The organism is Pseudomonas sp. S2_H10 (assembly GCF_054668285.1).
This window is the reverse complement of record NZ_CP162754.1, coordinates 3,261,718-3,280,478: the sequence shown is the minus strand read 5'-3', so window position 1 is coordinate 3,280,478 and position 18,761 is coordinate 3,261,718. Positions and strand designations below refer to the sequence as shown.

The 18,761-nt window shown below is 63.3% G+C and carries 15 protein-coding genes; 13 read left to right on the top strand and 2 right to left on the bottom strand.

The genetic code is table 11. The annotated features are described in order from the left end of the window. Positions 1 to 94: 94 nt before the first annotated feature. Positions 95 to 994: an energy transducer TonB gene (locus AB4O16_RS14655; protein ID WP_160386115.1), complete on the bottom strand. Its 900-nt coding sequence runs from the start codon at positions 992 to 994 to the stop codon at positions 95 to 97. Positions 995 to 1,058: 64 nt separating this feature from the next. Beyond that, on the bottom strand, positions 1,059 to 2,012 hold the full coding sequence (gene gshB / locus AB4O16_RS14650) for a glutathione synthase (RefSeq protein WP_460157990.1): 954 nt from the start codon (positions 2,010 to 2,012) through the stop codon (positions 1,059 to 1,061). Between the two features lie 355 nt (positions 2,013 to 2,367). Here gshB and pilG point away from each other — a divergent pair, with 355 nt between their 5' ends. From pilG to mdcH, 13 genes are all read left to right on the top strand, one after another. Beyond that, on the top strand, positions 2,368 to 2,772 hold the full coding sequence (gene pilG / locus AB4O16_RS14645; RefSeq protein WP_007987791.1) for a twitching motility response regulator PilG: 405 nt from the start codon (positions 2,368 to 2,370) through the stop codon (positions 2,770 to 2,772). 57 nt (positions 2,773 to 2,829) lie between these two features. Continuing rightward, positions 2,830 to 3,195 (top strand): twitching motility response regulator PilH, encoded by a 366-nt coding sequence (gene pilH / locus AB4O16_RS14640; protein WP_160386114.1) that lies wholly within the window; start codon positions 2,830 to 2,832, stop codon positions 3,193 to 3,195. Positions 3,196 to 3,205: 10 nt separating this feature from the next. Continuing rightward, the gene (locus AB4O16_RS14635; RefSeq protein ID WP_460157989.1) at positions 3,206 to 3,745 is read left to right on the top strand and encodes a chemotaxis protein CheW; all 540 of its coding nucleotides are present in this window, start codon (positions 3,206 to 3,208) and stop codon (positions 3,743 to 3,745) included. A 160-nt stretch (positions 3,746 to 3,905) separates the two neighbouring features. Beyond that, on the top strand, positions 3,906 to 5,966 hold the full coding sequence (locus AB4O16_RS14630) for a methyl-accepting chemotaxis protein (RefSeq protein ID WP_460157988.1): 2,061 nt from the start codon (positions 3,906 to 3,908) through the stop codon (positions 5,964 to 5,966). A gap of 37 nt (positions 5,967 to 6,003) precedes the next feature. After that, entirely contained in the window at positions 6,004 to 12,042 is a 6,039-nt protein-coding gene (locus AB4O16_RS14625) for an Hpt domain-containing protein (RefSeq protein WP_460157987.1), read from the top strand. Further along, the gene (locus AB4O16_RS14620) at positions 12,035 to 12,496 is read left to right on the top strand and encodes a chemotaxis protein CheW (protein WP_160386110.1); all 462 of its coding nucleotides are present in this window, start codon (positions 12,035 to 12,037) and stop codon (positions 12,494 to 12,496) included. Before AB4O16_RS14625 ends, AB4O16_RS14620 begins: the two co-directional genes overlap by 8 nt. 218 nt (positions 12,497 to 12,714) lie before the next feature. Next, positions 12,715 to 14,385, top strand: a complete 1,671-nt coding sequence (gene mdcA, locus AB4O16_RS14615) for a malonate decarboxylase subunit alpha (RefSeq protein ID WP_460157986.1) — start codon at positions 12,715 to 12,717, stop codon at positions 14,383 to 14,385. Next, positions 14,385 to 15,260 (top strand): triphosphoribosyl-dephospho-CoA synthase, encoded by an 876-nt coding sequence (locus AB4O16_RS14610; protein WP_460157985.1) that lies wholly within the window; start codon positions 14,385 to 14,387, stop codon positions 15,258 to 15,260. Before mdcA ends, AB4O16_RS14610 begins: the two co-directional genes overlap by 1 nt. Further along, positions 15,260 to 15,559 carry a malonate decarboxylase subunit delta gene (locus tag AB4O16_RS14605; RefSeq protein WP_007975424.1) on the top strand — a complete coding sequence of 100 codons (300 nt, stop codon included), beginning with the start codon at positions 15,260 to 15,262 and terminating at the stop codon, positions 15,557 to 15,559. The genes AB4O16_RS14610 and AB4O16_RS14605 overlap by 1 nt, the downstream gene beginning before the upstream one ends. Beyond that, entirely contained in the window at positions 15,552 to 16,403 is an 852-nt protein-coding gene (locus AB4O16_RS14600) for a biotin-independent malonate decarboxylase subunit beta (protein ID WP_460157984.1), read from the top strand. The genes AB4O16_RS14605 and AB4O16_RS14600 overlap by 8 nt, the downstream gene beginning before the upstream one ends. Beyond that, entirely contained in the window at positions 16,400 to 17,203 is an 804-nt protein-coding gene (gene mdcE, locus AB4O16_RS14595; protein ID WP_460157983.1) for a biotin-independent malonate decarboxylase subunit gamma, read from the top strand. The genes AB4O16_RS14600 and mdcE overlap by 4 nt, the downstream gene beginning before the upstream one ends. Beyond that, a complete protein-coding gene (locus AB4O16_RS14590) occupies positions 17,197 to 17,817 on the top strand; it encodes a malonate decarboxylase holo-ACP synthase (RefSeq protein WP_460157982.1) in 621 nt (206 codons plus the stop codon). The genes mdcE and AB4O16_RS14590 overlap by 7 nt, the downstream gene beginning before the upstream one ends. Further along, positions 17,814 to 18,725, top strand: a complete 912-nt coding sequence (gene mdcH / locus AB4O16_RS14585; protein ID WP_460157981.1) for a malonate decarboxylase subunit epsilon — start codon at positions 17,814 to 17,816, stop codon at positions 18,723 to 18,725. Before AB4O16_RS14590 ends, mdcH begins: the two co-directional genes overlap by 4 nt. Positions 18,726 to 18,761: the final 36 nt, after the last annotated feature.

The following is an 18,761-nucleotide window of genomic DNA, read 5'->3' as shown; positions in this document are numbered from 1 at the left end:
GCTTGCTCGCGATGGCGGCCTGGCAGTCGACATCTTTGTTGGATGTGAAGTTGTCATCGCGAGCAAGCTCGCTCCCACAGGGTTTCGGGGGTGGTCAATTGCTGGAGAGTCGGTCGCCGCGGGCGAATTTCCAGGTGCGGATGATCTCCAGCCGGTCTACATCCGACAGATCACCGGTAAAGGGTGCAAACGGCGCCGCCAGCCGCACGATCCGCTGCGCCGCCTGGTCGAGCAGCGGCTGGCCGGAAGACTCCAGCACCAACACCTCGTACAGCGAACCGTCGCGGTTGATCGACACCATCAGGCGCAAGTTGCCGTAGATCTGTTTGCGCCGTGCTTCGTCGGGGTAGTTGAGGTTGCCGATGCGCTCGACCTTCTTGCGCCATTCGTCCTTGTACCAGGCGCCCTTGTCGCGCATGGTCGAGGCCGCACTCAAGCGGTGAATGCGCGGGCGCTTGGCGTACAGCTGCTGTTCGGCGGCCAGTTCCGCTTCGAGGCTGGCGATGTCGCTGGACAATCGTTCGCTGTCGAACGTTGGCGCCTGGACCTGGGGCTTGACCTCGGTCTTGGGTTCCTCGGTCTTGGCGGGGGCTTTTTTCGGCTTCGGCGCCACGGTGGTCACGGCAGCCTTCGGCGGAGCTTCCTGCACTTCAGGCTTGGCGGCCGGTGGTGGCGTGACTTTCTGTACCTTGTTGTCCTGGAATGGCGCGACCTCGGTGGTCTTGGGGATCGCCTTTTTATCCAGGGTGCCGCTGCCTTGCTGATGTTCCTGGGCCAGGAAATCGGCCTTCTCGGGCTTCTTTTCGCTTTTGAAGGTGGCGAGGGTGATTTCCAGGGTTTTACTGATCTGCTTGGGTTCGACCACGGCAAAGCCGATGCCCAACAGCAAGGCCAGGTGGATCAGCGCTGCCAGGAACAGGGTAAAACCAAGGCGATCGGCCGGGCGCACGCCACGATGGGCGAGTTCGGCAGGCAGATCGGACGGGAGGGTCATGACAAGGAAACCAACATCGCGTTTTCACAGGCCGCGCATGATAACGCAATGTTGGTTTGGCTAATCAACGTGCCTTGAGCTTCTGATCGATGGCATCCATCAGCATGCCGCCAATGTCGGTGCCAAATGCATTATCAATCTCGCGAATGCAGGTCGGGCTGGTGACGTTGATCTCGGTCAGGTGCTCGCCGATCACGTCCAAGCCAACGAACAACAGGCCTTTTTTCCGCAGGGTCGGGCCGACTTGCGCGGCGATCCAGCGATCCTTGTCGGTCAGCGGGCGGGCTTCGCCACGGCCGCCGGCGGCGAGGTTGCCACGGGTTTCGCCCTGGGCCGGAATCCGTGCCAGGCAATAATCCACCGGCTCGCCGTCGATCATCAGGATGCGCTTGTCGCCGTCCTTGATGGCCGGCAGGTAGGCCTGGCCCATGATCTGCTGGGCGCCGAGGGCGGTCAGGGTTTCGAGGATCACCGACAGGTTCGGATCGCCCGCGCGGTGACGGAAAATCGAAGTGCCGCCCATGCCGTCCAGCGGCTTGAGGATCACATCACCGTGTTTGGCGGCAAATTCGCGCAGCACGTCGGCCCGGCGGCTGACCACGGTCGGCGGGGTGCACTGCGGGAACAGCGTGGCGAACAGCTTCTCGTTGCAGTCGCGCAGGCTCTGCGGCTTGTTGACCACCAGCACGCCAGCGCGCTCGGCCTGTTCCAGCAAGTAGGTGGAGTAGACGAACTCCATGTCGAACGGCGGATCCTTGCGCATCAGGATCACATCCAGATCGCTCAGCAACGCATCGCTTTCGGCGCCCAGCTCGAACCATTTTTCCGGGTTGGCGAACACCTGCAGCGGACGCATCCGCGCCCTGGCCTGACCTTCACCCTGATACAGGTCGCGCTGCTCCATATAGAACAGCTCCCAGCCACGCTTCTGCGCGGCCAGCAGCATGGCCAGCGAGCTATCCTTTTTATAGGAAATGCTGGCGATAGGGTCCATGACAATCCCGACGCGAACGCTCATTGGGTTTTCCTCGAAATTTTGGGGGCATGTGTCGATCTGTAGGAGCGAGCCTGCTCGCGATGACCTCAAGGACACCGCGGGGTGTCAGGTTTCCCGCGTCATCGTTGACGTCCATCGCGAGCCTGCTCGCTCCTACAATTAAAAGAAGCGATGCCATATAAAAGTGGCGTCAGAGTGGCGCTGAGTGTGTTCCCGGTCAAGGAAAAACCACCTTGCGGGTCAGCCGATAGATTGGTTCTGGAGACTGTGCTAAAAAGGCTGCCATGTCGTGCTGGCCCTTGAGTATCAAGGGTTTCGAGCCGCGTTAACCGGCAAACGGACAAATTGTTTCGCAAAGGCGACGGTAGAGCATTTTATGGAACAGCACCCCAGCGCCTTGAAGGTCATGGTGATCGACGACTCGAAGACGATTCGTCGCACCGCCGAAACGCTGCTCAAGAATGTGGGTTGTGAGGTCATCACGGCCATCGACGGCTTCGATGCCCTGGCCAAGATCGCCGACAACCACCCCGGCATCATCTTTGTCGACATCATGATGCCGCGCCTGGATGGCTACCAGACCTGCGCCCTGATCAAGAACAACAGCGCGTTCAAGTCCACGCCAGTGATTATGCTGTCATCCAAGGATGGCCTGTTCGACAAGGCCAAGGGGCGCATCGTCGGCTCCGACCAGTTTTTGACCAAGCCTTTCAGCAAGGAAGAATTGCTTGATGCGATCCAGGCCCATGTTCCTGGTTTCGCCGCCGTTTTGCCGCAGTAGGACACGCACAGTGACGCTCGGCCATCGGGCCCGGCGCCGACAAGAATGGGGAAGACCATGGCTCGTATTCTGATCGTCGATGATTCGCCGACCGAAATGTACAAACTGACCGGCATGCTGGAAAAGCACGGGCATGAAGTGTTGAAAGCCGAAAACGGCGCCGACGGCGTGGCCCTGGCCCGCCAGGAAAAGCCCGACGCGGTCCTGATGGACATCGTCATGCCCGGCCTCAACGGCTTCCAGGCAACCCGCCAGTTGACCAAGGACCCGGAAACCGGACACATCCCGGTGATCATCATCACCACCAAGGACCAGGATACCGACAAGGTCTGGGGCACGCGCCAGGGCGCCAAGGACTACCTGACCAAACCGGTCGACGAAGACACCCTGATCAAGACGCTGAACAGCGTGCTGGCCGGTTGATCGGCAGGCCATGAACGAGTCGCTGACGGCCTTCGAGCTGCTGCTGCAAATCGATCGACGCTGTCGATTGCTGGCGGCGGACTTGCCGTCCCAGCCGACCCGTCGGGACAACTGGAGCGGCATCGGTTTTCGCCTGGGCGAGCACTGGTACGTTGCGCCCATGAGTGAAGTCAGCGAAGTCTTGCACGAGCCACGCCTGACTCAGCTGCCCGGGGTCAAACCCTGGGTCAAGGGTGTCGCCAACCTGCGCGGGCGATTGCTGCCGGTCATGGATTTGAGCGGCTTCTTCGGGCACGAACTGTCGGCGGTGCGCAGGCAGCGTCGGGTGTTGGTGGTCGAGCATGGCGAGGTGTTTGCCGGGTTGCTGGTCGATGAAGTCTTCGGCCTCCAGCACTTTGCCCAGGACAGCCTGGAGCCGGTGCCGGCAGACGAGTTGAAGGGACCGGTGGCGGCGTTCGTCAAAGGCCGGTTTCAGCGCGAGCAGTGCTGGCAGGTGTTCAGCCCGTTTGCGTTGACGCAGTCCCAGGGGTTCATGAGCGTCGCGGTGTAACCGGAACAACGGAGATCCAGTGTGGGAGCGAGCCTGCTCGCGAAGGCGGTCGAACTGCCAATATGAGTGTCGACTGGTGCATCGCTTTCGCGAGCAGGCTCGCTCCCACAGAGGCGGACCTCAGTAGGCATCAAGGGTGTGGGTTAACAGGCGAGGACCGATGATAAAAGCAAAAGCAGGCAAGCCAATGGAAGGGTCGCGCAGCCGGTCGCAGATCATCGTGCTGTTCATCGCGCTGATCGTCTTCATCATGCTGCTGTTCGCCAACTTCGCGTACCTCAACACCCAGGCTACCTACGACAAACAGTACATCGGCCACGCCGGCGAGCTGCGCGTGCTGTCCCAGCGTATCGCCAAGAACGCCACCGAAGCCGCCGCCGGCAAGGCTGCCGCGTTCAAGTTGCTCAGTGATGCGCGCAACGATTTTGCCCGGCGCTGGGGTTACCTGAAGAAGGGCGACCCGGCCACCAGCCTGCCGCCGGCCCCCGCCGCCGTGCGTCCGGAAATGCGCGCGGTGCAACAGGATTGGGACCGCCTGCTGAAAAACACCGACGCGATTCTCTCCAGCGAACAAACCGTACTGTCGCTGCATCAGGTCGCCGCGACCCTGGCCGAAACCGTGCCGCAGCTGCAGGTCGAGTACGAAAAGGTCGTCGAGATTCTCCTCCAGCGGGGCGCTCCGGCGGCCCAGGTGGCGATGGCCCAGCGCCAGTCGCTGCTGGCCGAGCGGATCCTCGGCGCGGTCAATACGGTGCTGGCCGGCGACGAAAACTCACAGCAGGCCGCCGATGCCTTCGGACGCGACGCGACGCAGTTCGGCAAGGTGCTCAACGGCATGCTCCAGGGCGACCCGGCGCTCAAGGTCAGCCAGGTCGAAGACCGCGACGCCCGTGCGCGGCTCGCGGAAATCTCCGAACTGTTCGAGTTTGTCTCCGGCTCCGTGGACGAAATCCTCGAAACCTCGCCAGAGCTGTTCAAGGTTCGCGAGTCGGCCTCGAACATTTTCAGTCTGTCGCAGACCCTGCTCGACGAAGCCTCGCACCTGGCCAGCGGTTTTGAAAACATGGTCGGCGGGCGCACCACCGACACCATTGGCGGTTATGTGCTGGGCTTGCTGGCGCTGACTTCTATCATCCTGATCGGCCTGGTGATGGTGCGCGAAACCAACCGTCAGTTGCGCGAAACCGCCGAGAAAAACGAGCGTAACCAGAACGCGATCATGCGCCTGCTCGACGAGATCGAAGATCTGGCCGACGGCGACCTCACAGTGACAGCCTCGGTGACCGAAGACTTTACCGGCACCATCGCCGATTCGATCAATTACTCCGTCGACCAGTTGCGCGACCTGGTCGCGACCATCAACCTCACCGCCGGCCAGGTGGCCGCCGCCGTGCAGGAGACCCAGGCCACCGCCATGCACCTGGCCCAGGCGTCGGAACATCAGGCCCAGCAGATTTCCGAGGCTTCGATGGCGATCAACGACATGGCCGAGTCCATCGACCAGGTGTCGGCCAACGCGGCGGAATCTTCGGCGGTTGCCGAGCGCTCGGTGGAAATCGCCAACAAGGGCAACGAGGTGGTGCACAACACCATCCACGGCATGGACAACATTCGCGAGCAAATTCAGGACACCGCCAAGCGCATCAAGCGCCTGGGCGAGTCCTCCCAGGAAATCGGCGACATTGTCAGCCTGATCGATGACATTGCCGACCAGACCAACATCCTTGCCCTCAACGCGGCCATCCAGGCGTCCATGGCCGGTGATGCCGGCCGCGGTTTCGCCGTGGTCGCCGACGAAGTGCAGCGCCTGGCCGAGCGCTCGTCTGCCGCTACCCGGCAGATCGAAACCCTGGTGCGGGCGATCCAGACCGACACCAACGAAGCGGTCATCTCCATGGAACAGACGACGACCGAGGTGGTGCGTGGCGCCCGTCTGGCGCAGGATGCCGGTGTGGCCCTGGAAGAAATCGAGGGCGTGTCGAAGACGCTCGCGGCATTGATCCAGAGCATTTCCAATGCCGCGCAGCAGCAGACCTCGTCGGCCGGGCAGATTTCCCTGACGATGAACGTGATCCAGCAGATCACCTCGCAGACGTCGTCGGGCTCCACCGCCACGGCCGACAGCATCGGCAACCTGGCGAAAATGGCCAGTCAGTTGCGTCGTTCGGTGTCCGGTTTCACCTTGCCGGCTGCCAAGGTGCAGGTTGTGGACAAAGCTTGAACCGCCCATGGGTATCTGAATTGTGATTGGAGTGGTTATGGGTGATCGGCACGACTATGTGGCCCTCGAGTGGGTCAAGGGCGAGATTGCCGAAACGCTGAAACAGGCTCATCACGCGATCGAAACCGTGCTCGATGACCCGCAGGCCGCGCATGCGCTCGATGAATGCCTGGCGTGCATCCATCAGGCCCACGGCAGTTTGCAGATGGTCGAGTTCTACGGCGCGGCGTTGCTCGCCGAAGAAATGGAACAACTGGCCATGGCCTTGCAGGGCAACCGTGTCAGCCATCGCGACGAGGGCTTTCACCTGTTGATGCAGGCCCTTGGGCAGCTGCCGATCTACCTGGACCGCGTGCAAGGCGCGCGCCGCGACTTGCCGCTGGTGGTGTTGCCGTTGATCAACGACCTGCGCAGCGCCCGTGGCGAAAGCCTGTTGTCGGAAACCAGCCTGTTCAGCCCGCAATTGCCCGAGTTGCCAGCGTTGGACGCACAAACGCTGGCGCAGCTGGAACCGGCCGAGTTGCCCGCTGTGCTGCGCAAGCTGCGGCAGATGCTGCAAATGGCGCTGGTCGGCTTCCTGCGTGAGCAAGACAACGACACCAACCTCGATTACCTGGCCAAGGTCTTCACCCGTCTCGAAGCGCTGTGCGCCAATGCGCCCCTGAGCCCGTTGTGGCAGGTGGCATCGGCGCTGGTCGAAGGCATGCGGGGCGGTGCGATTGCCAACAGCCCGGCCTTGCGCAGTCTGTTCAAGGATGCCGACCAGGAACTCAAGCGCCTGCTCGAACAAGGCATGCAGGGTATCAATCAACCGGCCCCGCCGGAGTTGCTCAAGAGTTTGCTGTTCTACATAGCCAAGGCTGAACATCCCACCGGGCAGATGCTGACCATGAAAGAACGCTACTCACTGGACGACGCGCTGCCCGACAGCGCGATGGTCGATGAAGAACGCGCGCGGCTGGCCGGTCCCGACCGTGACGCCATGCGCTCGGTGCTGGCCGCGCTGTGCGAAGAGCTGGTGCGGGTCAAGGAACGTCTGGACCTGTTCGTGCGCAGCGACCGCCAGCACACCTCCGACCTCGACAGCCTGTTGGCACCGCTGCGGCAAATCGCCGATACCCTGGCGGTCCTGGGCTTCGGCCAGCCGCGCAAGGTGATCATCGATCAATTGGCGGTGGTGCTCAGCCTCGCGCAGGGCCAGCGCGAACCCAACGATGCCATTCTCATGGACGTTGCCGGGGCCTTGTTGTACGTCGAAGCGACGCTGGCCGGCATGGTCGGCACCGTGGAGCCGGAAAGCCAGGATGACAACCGCCTGCCGACCACCGACCTGACGCAGATCCATCAGATCGTGATCAAGGAGGCCCGCATCTGCCTGCAGCAGGCCAAGGACATGATCGTCGACTACATCGACGCCGACTGGGACCGCCAGCATTTGCAGGCGCTGCCGGCTTTGCTGACCCAGGTACGTGGCGCGCTGGCGATGATTCCCTTGAGCCGGGCGGCGAGCCTGGTGGAAACCTGCAATCACTTCATTCGCGAGCACCTGTTGCTCGAGCCGGGTCAACCGGGCTGGCAGGAACTGGACAGCCTGGCCGACGTGATCACCAGCATCGAGTACTACCTCGAGCGCCTCAGCGATGACCCGCAGGCGCAGGGTGAGAACCTGCTCGACGTCGCGGAAAAAAGTCTGGCGAGCCTCGGGTTTTTCCCCAGTGAGCAACATGTGCCGGTGCTGGAGGATGTGCTCAACCCGAGCGAAGCCCAGGTCATGCAGATGATGCAGGAGCTGGATGATCCGCAGATCGTCCAGACCCTGGCCGATGTGCTCGCCAGCCCGGTTTCGAGCCTGAACCCGCCCGCGCTGAACACCCCGGGCAGCCTGCTGCCGCCGCCGGCAGGCGAAGAGCCGGTGGACGAGGAGCTGCGTGAGGTGTTCCTCGAGGAAACCGACGAAGTCCTGGAAATCCTCCGCGAGTACTTGCCGCGCTGGTCGGTCAACCCTGACAACCACTCGGCCCTGAGCGAGCTGCGCCGAGCCTTCCATACCCTCAAGGGCAGTGGCCGCATGGTGCGCGCTCTGGTCTTGGGCGAGCTGGCCTGGGCCGTGGAAAACCTGCTCAACCGCGTGCTGGAGAACAGCGTGGAGCCTGGCGCTACGGTGCAGCAACTGATCGGCGATGTGCTGCATCTGCTGCCGGAACTGGTGGCGGAATACGCCGCCAATGCCCAGCGTCAGCGCAACGATGTCGATCAGTTGGCCGCCCGCGCTCATGCCTTGGCCAAGGGCGATGAACCGGTGTCCGATGAGGATACCCAAGACGTCGCGGCCCTCGACCCGCTATTGCTGGAGATCTTCCGCAAAGAAGCCGAAACCCATTTGGGCAGCCTCAATCGCTTCCTCGATCAAGCCGCCGAACATGTGCCGTTGCAGGCCAGCGATGAGTTGCAGCGCGCCTTGCACACCCTCAAGGGCAGCGCCTCCATGGCCGGTGTCTTGCCGATTGCCGAACTGGCCGCACCGCTGGATCAACTGGCCCGGGAATACAAGGCGCACCTGATCGCGCTGGACCTGGATGAGGTCGAATTGCTGCTGGAGGCAGAAGGGCTGTTCCGCCTTGGTTTGCGCCAGCTCAAACGCGATCCGCTGGCGGAAATTCCCGGTGCGCGGAGTTTGATCGAACGCGCCAGGGCACTGCTGGCCGAGCGTCTGGAAAACCTGCTGAATACACCAAACACCGGGCTGCGAATCAAGCGCGACCCGCAACTGATCAACAACTTCCTCGCCCAAGGCATGGACATCCTGCTGGATGCCGAAAGCCTGTTGCAACGCTGGCAGCAACACCCCGGCGAACGTCAGGAACTCAGCGCGCTGCTGGACGAATTGACCACCCTCGGCGAAGGCGCCCATCTGGCCGACCTGCACCCGGTGGATGAGCTGTGCGAAGCGTTGCTCGACCTGTACGGTGCGGTGGAAGAAAGCAGCCTCGCGGTCAGCGAGCGCTTTTTCCATGAAGCACAGGCAGCCCACGAAGCGCTGATCAACATGCTCGACGAACTGGCCGCCGGCCAGGAAGTCAGCCCGCAACCGCAACGGATCAGAGCCTTGCGCGAGCTGCTCGACGAGAGTCTCGACCCGTCGGCCATGGGCCTGATCCGCAGCGATGGCAGCCGCACCCTGAGCATCCGCGAACTGGGCGCAGCCACCGCCGATCTAGCGCACACGCTACCCCCTGCACCTGTAGGAGCGAGCCCGCTCGCGATGGACGCTAACGATGACGCGCTGTCATTGGATAAACGCGGCGCCGGTGAGCCCATCGCTGGCAAGTCGGATCGCCGCACCGCAGCTCCTACAGAGGACCGAGTTGTCGGCGTGGACGATGAAATCGTTGCGATCTTCCTCGAAGAAGCAGTGGATATCCTCGAAAGCGCCGGTCAGGCCTTGCAGCGCTGGTTGCGCGATTCGGACAACGCCGCGCCACTGTCGTCCCTGCAACGGGATTTGCACACCCTCAAGGGCGGCGCGCGCATGGCCGAAGTCGGGCCGGTCGGCGATCTGGCCCATGAGCTGGAAAGCCTTTACCAAGGCCTGGTGGACCGTCGATACGCCTTCAGCGATGCACTGGCAGCGCTGCTGCAACAGAGCCATGAGCGACTGGCGTTGTACCTTGAACAGTTGCAGCGCCACCAGCCACTGAACGATTCCCTCGAGCTGATCGAAGCCATTCGTGCCTACCGTCAAGGTCATGCGGGTGTCGCCGAGGCGGCCCGGCAAGCGACCGCTAACGACTCGGCCGGACACGATCCGGAGTTGCTGGAGATCTTCCTCGAGGAAGGTTTCGACATCATCGAAAGCTCCGGTGCGGCGCTGGAACGCTGGCAGGCCCAGCCCTCGAGTCGTCAGGAAGTGGAAACCCTGCTGCGTGACCTGCACACCCTCAAGGGTGGCGCGCGCATGGTGGAAATCGCCGCGATTGGCGATCTGGCCCATGAGTTGGAGTTCCTCTACGAAGGCCTGTCCACCGGTGTGCTGCAACCGACGCAAGCGTTGTTCGCGCTGTTGCAGCGCAGCCATGACCGCCTGGCGCAGATGCTCGACGCGGCCCGCGCCGGTGAGCCGATGCCGCCGGCCGACCGCTTGATCGATGCGATCAAGAACTTCAGCCACCCGACCGTGCCTGAAGCCCACGTACCGGTTGCACCGCCGGTCACGCCCAAGGCCGAACCGGTGGCGCCGCCGTCCGATGCCGGGGCAGACATGGTCAAGGTCTCGGCGGAGCTCCTCGATGACCTGGTCAACCTGGCGGGTGAAACATCGATTTTCCGTGGCCGCATCGAACAGCAAGTCAACGATGCGCACATCGCCCTGAGCGAGATGGAGACCACCATCGAGCGTATGCGCGACCAGTTGCGCCGCCTCGATACCGAAACCCAGGGACGGATCCTCAGCCGCCAGCAAGTCGACGCCGAACGCCTGGGCTACGAAGAATTCGACCCGCTGGAAATGGACCGCCATTCACAGTTGCAGCAGTTGTCCCGGGCGTTGTTCGAATCCGCCTCGGATTTGCTCGACCTCAAGGAAACCCTCGAGCGGCGCAATCATGATGCGGAGAACCTGCTGCAACAGCAGGGCCGCATCAACACCGAATTGCAGGAAGGCCTGATGCGCACGCGCATGGTGCCGTTCGAACGGATGGTCCCGCGGTTGCAGCGCATCGTCCGGCAGGTGGCCGGCGAGCTGGGCAAGGACGTGGATTTCATCGTCGATAACGCCGAAGGCGAGATGGATCGCAACGTCCTCGAACGCATGGCCGCGCCGCTGGAGCACATGCTGCGCAACGCCGTCGACCACGGACTGGAGTCCGTCGAGGCGCGGTTGGCGGCGGGAAAACCGGCCAAGGGCAGGATCACCCTCGATCTGCTGCGCGAAGGTGGCGACATCATTTTCGACATCCGCGACGACGGCGCCGGTGTGCCGCTGGACGCGGTACGGCGCAAGGCGATCAAGCGCGGCCTGCTCGCTCCGGACAGCATCATCAGTGATCACGACGTGTTGCAGTTCATCCTGCAACCGGGGTTTTCCACCGCCGAGAAAATCACCCAGATCTCCGGGCGCGGCGTCGGCATGGACGTGGTGCACGAAGAGGTGCGGCAACTGGGCGGCACCATGAGCATCGACTCGGTGCCGGGGCAGGGCGTGCATTTTCGCATTCGCCTGCCGTTCACCGTATCGGTCAACCGGGCGCTGATGGTGCAGTGCGGCGAGGACCAGTACGCGATCCCGCTCAATACCATCGACGGCATCGTTCGCGTGCTGCCCATTGAACTCGAAGGGTATTTCCGTTTCGATTCGCCGACCTACGAATATGCCGGGCAACGTTACGAACTGTGCTATCTGGGTGAGCTGCTGAAAACCAGTCCGCGCCCGAAACTGTTGGGCCAGACCCTGCCGTTGCCGGTGCTGCTGGTGCAGTGCAATGAACGGCATATCGCGGTGCAGGTGGATGCCATGGCCGGCACCCGCGAGATCGTGGTCAAGAGCCTGGGGCCACAGTTTGCCGCGGTGCAAGGGGTGTCCGGGGCGACGATTCTCGGCGATGGCCGGGTGGTGCTGATTCTGGATTTGCTGGCGCCGATCCGCGCCATGCAGGCCCGCGTACCCCAGCGTCCGGCGGGGCAGGAAGTCGAGGCCGAACCGCATCGGCCGCTGCTGGTGATGGTGGTCGACGACTCGGTCACCGTGCGCAAGGTCACCAGCCGCTTGCTCGAACGCCACGGCATGAGCGTGCTGACCGCCAAGGACGGGGTCGATGCCATGCTGCTGCTGGAAGAGCACATGCCTGACCTGATGCTGCTGGACATCGAGATGCCGCGCATGGATGGCTTCGAAGTCGCGGCCCAGGTGCGCAGCGACGAACGCCTGCAACACCTGCCGATCATCATGATCACTTCCCGTACCGGACAGAAACACCGCGATCGGGCCATGGCCATCGGCGTCAACGACTACCTTGGCAAGCCGTACCAGGAATCGGTGCTGCTCGAAAGCATCGCCTTGTGGAGCAAGACCCATGCTTGAGCACCGCACCAGCAACCTCACCGGCCTGCTGCTGCCGTTGGCCGACCGCAACCTGATCCTGCCCAACGTCGCCGTTGCCGAGCTGATCGATTACCAGCCACCGGGGACCTTCGACCTCGACACGCCGCCGTGGTACCTGGGCCTGGTGACGTGGCGCGACCGGCAGATTCCGCTGCTGAGTTTCGAGTCGGCCTGCGGGCAGAAAATCGTCATTGGCGAGCGTGCGCGGATTGTCATCCTCAACACCCTCGGCGGGCGCCCCGAACTGAAATTCATCGCGCTGCTGGTGCAGGGCATTCCGCGCTCCTGCAAGCTCGACAGTCAGTTGAGTTATGTGGACGTGCCGTTGTGTGCGCTGGAGCAGGCGGCGGTGCAGGTGGGCGAGCAGGTGGCCAAGGTGCCGGATTTGTTGGCGCTGGAGGGGTTGTTGGTGGATGCCGGGTTGATCAATTGATCCCGATTCAGCGGCGATTTGACCGGCCTCATCGCGGGCAAGCCCGCTCCCAAAGTTGATCTGTGGTGAACACAAAACCTGTGGGAGCGGGCTTGCCCGCGATGGCGTCAGTCCAGACAACCATTACCCTAAGCGTAACGATCCACCACTCTGCTTGATTGATGCCCCCACCCAACACTCCTAAGGTAGCTCCACGACAGCGAACCCGTGGAGTGGTCATGACAACAACAATATCCCCCGACTCGCGATGGACGCGGCGGCGCCGCGAAAAGCAGCGGCGTCTCGAGCTGGTGCGAGGTCTTGCCGACGGTGTGGTGTTGCCCACCGACAACATCGTCGCGGCGCTGGAAGCGTTGATCCTGCCGGGCGACCGTGTGGTGCTCGAAGGCAACAACCAGAAGCAGGCGGATTTCCTTTCGCGTTCCCTGGCCAAGGCCGATCCCGCGAAGCTGCATGACCTGCACATGATCATGCCCAGCGTCGGCCGCGCCGAGCACCTGGACCTGTTCGAACGCGGCATCGCCCGCAAGCTCGATTTCTCTTTTGCCGGCACCCAAAGCCTGCGCATCAGCCAGTTGCTTGAAGACGGCCTGCTGGAAATCGGCGCGATCCACACCTACATCGAACTCTACGCACGGCTGGTGGTAGACCTGATTCCCAACGTCGTGCTCTCGGCCGGTTTCATGGCCGACCGCGCCGGCAACATCTACACCGGGCCGAGCACCGAAGACACCCCGGCACTGATCGAGCCGGCGGCCTTCAGCGACGGCATCGTCATCGTCCAGGTCAATCAACTGGTGGACGACGTCAGCGACCTGCCACGGGTAGATATCCCCGCTTCCTGGGTCGACTTCGTGGTGGTGGCCGACAAGCCGTTCTACATCGAACCGCTGTTCACCCGCGACCCACGGCACATCAAGCCGGTGCACGTGCTGATGGCGATGATGGCGATCCGCGGGATCTACGAAAAACACAACGTGCAGTCCCTCAACCACGGCATCGGCTTCAACACCGCTGCCATCGAGTTGATCCTGCCGACTTACGGCGAATCCCTCGGCCTCAAAGGCAAGATCTGCCGCAACTGGACGCTCAACCCGCACCCGACGCTGATCCCGGCGATTGAAAGCGGTTGGGTCGAAAGCGTGCATTGCTTCGGCACCGAACTGGGGATGGAGAACTACATTGCGGCGCGTCCGGATGTGTTTTTCACCGGGCGCGACGGCTCCCTGCGTTCGAACCGGATGTTCAGCCAGCTGGCCGGGCAATACGCGGTGGACCTGTTCATCGGCGCGACGTTGCAGGTCGATGGCGACGGCCATTCCTCCACCGTGACCCGTGGGCGCCTGGCCGGCTTCGGCGGCGCACCGAACATGGGCCACGACCCGCGCGGTCGTCGCCACGGCACGCCAGCCTGGCTCGACATGCGCAATACCGACGTGGCCGAGCCGATGCTCGAACGCGGCAAGAAACTCGTGGTGCAGATGGTCGAGACCTTCCAGGAGGGCGGCAAGCCGACTTTCGTTGAAACCCTCGATGCTGTCGATGTGGCGAAGAAAAGCGGCATGCCGCTGGCGCCGATCATGGTCTACGGCGACGACGTGACCCACCTGTTGACCGAAGAAGGCATCGCCTACCTGTACAAGGCGCGCTCGCTGGAAGAACGCCAGGCGATGATCGCCGCCGTTGCCGGGGTGACCGCCATCGGCCTGCGTCACAACCCCAAAGACACCGCGCGCATGCGCCGCGAAGGCCTGATCGCCTTGCCCGAAGACCTCGGCATCCGCCGCACCGACGCCACTCGCGAACTGCTCGCGGCGAAAAGCGTGGCCGATCTGGTGGAGTGGTCCGGTGGCCTCTACAACCCGCCCGCCAAGTTCAGGAGCTGGTAATGCACGCACTTAACCTGCAACCGAAAAACCTGAGCCTGGCCGAACGACTGGCGGACCTGGCGGTGGATGCACTGATCGACGAGGCTGACCTGTCGCCGAAACCGGCACTGGTCGACCGTCGCGGCAATGGCGCCCACACCGATTTGCACCTGGGGCTGATGCACGCTTCGGCGTTATCGTTGTGGCCGGCCTTCAAGGAAATGGCTCAAGCCGCCATCGAGTTCGGCGAAGTCGGCTTGCCGCTGCGCGAAGCCGTTGGCCGCATCGGACGTGAAGGCGAGCAAGCGATGCTCGACACCACCGGTGGCGTGAACACCCATCGCGGGGCGATCTGGGCCTTGGGCCTGTTGATCACTGCCGCAGCACTGGAACCTCAATCCTGCAATGCCAACAGCGTGGCGATACGTGCTGCGCGGCTGGCCCTGCTCGACGACCGTTTTGCTCCACGCCCGCTCAGTCACGGTGCGCAAGTCGCCCAACGTTACGGCGCTCGCGGCGCCCGTGAAGAAGCGCAACTGGGTTTCCCGGCTGTGACCCAACGGGCCCTGCCACAACTGCTGCGCAGTCGTGCAGCCGGTCATGGCGAACAGAACGCCCGGCTCGACGCGCTGCTGGCGATCATGACGAATCTGGCCGACACCTGCGTGCTGTATCGCGCAGGCGAAGAAGGCCTGCACACCATGCAGGAGGGTGCCCGGGCGGTGCTCGATGCGGGTGGCAGTGCCAGCCTCGCCGGGCGTCGCCGCCTGCATGAGCTGGACCAACAACTCATCGCGTTGAATGCCTCGCCCGGCGGTGCTGCCGACCTGCTCGCAGCCTGCCTGTTCATCGACCGTATCGAGTCTGGCGACGGCCTTATCCAGGGAGCGTTTTGATGGAAACCTTATCCTTTGAATTCCCCGCCGGGCAGCCGCCACGCGGTCGTACCCTGGTGGGTTGTGTCGGCTCTGGCGATCTGGAAGTGCTGATCGAACCAGGCCAGGCCGGCAAGCTGACGATCAACGTGCAGACCTCGGTCAATGGCAGCGAACAACGCTGGCAGCATCTGTTCGCACGGATGTTCGACGGCCAGACGCCGCCGGCGATGGATATCGACATCCACGATTTCGGGGCGACACCCGGCGTGGTGCGCTTGCGTCTGGAACAGGGCTTCGAGGAGATCGGCCATGACTGACAGCGCATCCCTGCTGAACAAGCACAGCTTCGTCGAACTCGGTGCCCGGCAACGGGCCAAGGCCCTGCTCGACGCCGGCACCTTCCGCGAACTGCTCGACCCGTTCCAGCGCATCATGTCGCCATGGCTGTCGCGCCAGGGCGTGGTGCCGCAAGCCGATGACGGCGTGGTCATCGCCAAGGGCAGCTTCAATGGTTTGCCGGTGGTGATTGCGGCCATCGAAGGTGCGTTCCAGGGCGGCAGCCTCGGTGAAGTCGGCGGAGCAAAAATTGCCGGCGCACTGGAACTGGCCGCCGAAGACAACCGCAACGGCATCCCGACCCGCGCCGTGCTGCTGCTGGAAACCGGTGGCGTGCGGTTGCAGGAAGCCAACCTCGGCCTGGCGGCGATTGCCGACATCCACGCGGCGATTGTCGATTTGCAGCAGTACCAGCCCGTGGTCGGTGTGGTGGCGGGCAGCGTCGGTTGCTTTGGCGGCATGTCGATTGCCGCCGGGTTGTGCAGTTATCTGTTGGTGACCCAGGAAGCGCGACTCGGCCTGAACGGTCCGCAGGTGATCGAACAGGAAGCCGGACTCGAAGAATACGACTCCCGCGACCGGCCCTTCATCTGGAGCCTGACCGGTGGCGAGCAACGTTTCGCCAGTGGCCTGGTGGATCGCTATGTTGCCGACGACGTGGCGCAGATCCGCCAGCAGGTGGGCGAGTTACTCCAGCAAGGTTTGCCGGCGCAACCGCGCAGTCATCAGACTGAACTGTTCCTGCAACGGTTGGCGCGTCTGGATGCCGAACCGCAAATCGAGCCGTCCGTGGTTCGCGATCTGTACCAAGGAGAACGCCCATGAACTCGTATTCCCTACGCGGATTGAACTGGTTCAACGCCTTGAGTGCCGGGGCGAAAGCGGTCGAAGGTTTGCCGGCTTCGCTGAAAGTCGCGGACGGTACGCTGGGCGATCAGCCTGTGCGTTTCATCGCGGTAGTGGCTGACCCGCAAAACCGCTTCGTCCGTGCCCGCAACGGCGAGGTGGGGCTGCTCGAAGGCTGGGGTCTGGCCAAGGCGGTGGATGAAGTCATCGCCGCCGATCAGGACAAGGCACACAAACGCGCCCTGATCGCCATCGTCGACGTGCCGAGCCAGGCCTACGGTCGACGCGAGGAAGCCCTGGGCATTCATCAGGCGCTGGCCGCTGCGGCGGACAGCTATGCCCGTGCCCGCCTGGCCGGCCATGCGGTCATCGGTTTGCTGGTGGGCAAAGCCATGTCCGGGGCGTTTCTGGCCCACGGTTATCAGGCCAATCGCCTGATCGCCCTGCGCGATCCGGGGGTGATGGTGCATGCGATGGGCAAGGCGTCGGCGGCGCGGGTGACCTTGCGCAGTGTCGAAGAGCTCGAAGCCCTGGCGGCCAGCGTGCCGCCGATGGCCTACGACATCGACAGCTATGCCAGCCTCGGATTGCTGTGGGAAACCCTGTCGGTGGAGCAGATCGAACAACCGACGGCGGCGGATCTGGCGCGGGTGACCGATTGCCTGCATCAGGCGATTGGCGATGTGGCCGCCGGTGGTCGTGATCTGAGCGGTCGCCTCGGTGCGAGTAATCGTGCGGCCTCGAGCAAGGTTCGCCAGTTGCTGAGAGCGCAGTGGTGAGCACGCTACTGGCTCACGACCTGCTGTGGGGCATGACCCCGCAGCAGTTGCCTGCGGATGCGCCTGCCTGGGTGATCGACTCGATCAGTGCCGGCCAGCCGGTGGTGGTCCGTCGCGCCTTGAGCGCGGCGGGGCAGGTGGCGGTGGGCGTGCGCGGGCCGTTGCGCGAGCAGCGATTTGCAACCTTCATGGACGTCGCCGCCATCACCCGGCAGGTGCGGCCGGAAGAACTCCGCCATGTTCAAGGCCAGCGTGATTTCCCGGCGTTGCGGGCCTTGGCGCAACTGCGCTCGCACCTTGATGACTGTGGTTGGGCCTGGGGTGTCAGCGGCAGTGCCGGGTTCGAGTTGGCCAGTGGATTTGACGCTTTGCACGAGGGCAGCGACCTCGACCTGATCCTGCGTACGCCGAGTCCGTTGAGTCGTGTCGATGCCCAGGCGCTGGTGGCCGTTCTCGACACAAGCGTGTGCCGCGTGGACCTGCAATTGCAGACGCCGCTTGGCGCCGTTGCCTTGCGCGAATGGGCCGGCGCTTCGTCGCGGGTCCTGCTGAAAAGTGCCATTCAAGCCACTCTGGTCACTGACCCGTGGAATCCACAGGAGCAAGCCGCGTGAGCCGCTTGCTGGTGTTCCCCGGCCAGGGTGCGCAGCAACCCGGCATGCTGGCGCGTTTGCCTCGGGAAACGCTGACCGAGGCGAGCGACGTGCTCGGTGAAGATGTCACGCGGCTGGATTGCGCCGAGGCGTTGCAGTCGACGAGAGCGGTTCAGCTTTGCCTGCTGATCGCCGGTGTCGCCGCTTCACGCCAGTTGGACATGACCCCGGACTACGTGGCCGGTCTGTCGATCGGCGCCTACCCGGCCGCAGTGGTGGCTGGCGCCCTGGGTTTCAGCGATGCGCTGCATCTGGTCAGCCTGCGCGGTGAGTTGATGCAGCAGGCTTATCCACAGGGCTACGGCATGACCGCGATCATCGGTCTGGACCTGGCCACGGTGGAAGGATTGCTGGCCCGGGTGCACAGCGCGCAAATGCCGGTTTATCTGGCCAATATCAACGCCGATAACCAACTGGTGATTGCCGGTAGCGACGCGGCGATGAAAGCGGTGGCGGAGTTGGCGAAAGGTTGCGGGGCTGGCTTGGCCAAGCGACTGGCAGTGAGCGTGCCCTCCCACTGCCCGTTGCTTGAGGTGCCCGCGCAACGCCTGGCCGAAGCCTTCGCCCAAGTACCGATGGAAACACCGAAGATCGGTTACCTGAGCGGCAGTCGCGCGCGACCGCTGATCAAGCCTGAAGCCTTGCGTGACGACCTGGCCTTCAACATGTGCCGCATCGTCGATTGGCGCGGCACGGTACAAAGCGCTTACGAGCGCGGGGTACGTCTACAGATCGAACTGCCGCCCGGTGCGGTGCTGACCGGGCTGGCGCGCCGGGTGTTCGAGCAGGGCTCCGTGATTGCCTTCGACGGTGCCCGGCTCGATACCTTGCAGGCGCTGATGCGTGAGGAGGGAAGCCGCCACTCTTAAATCACCGACTCAGGCTTCGAACAACAAAAACAACAT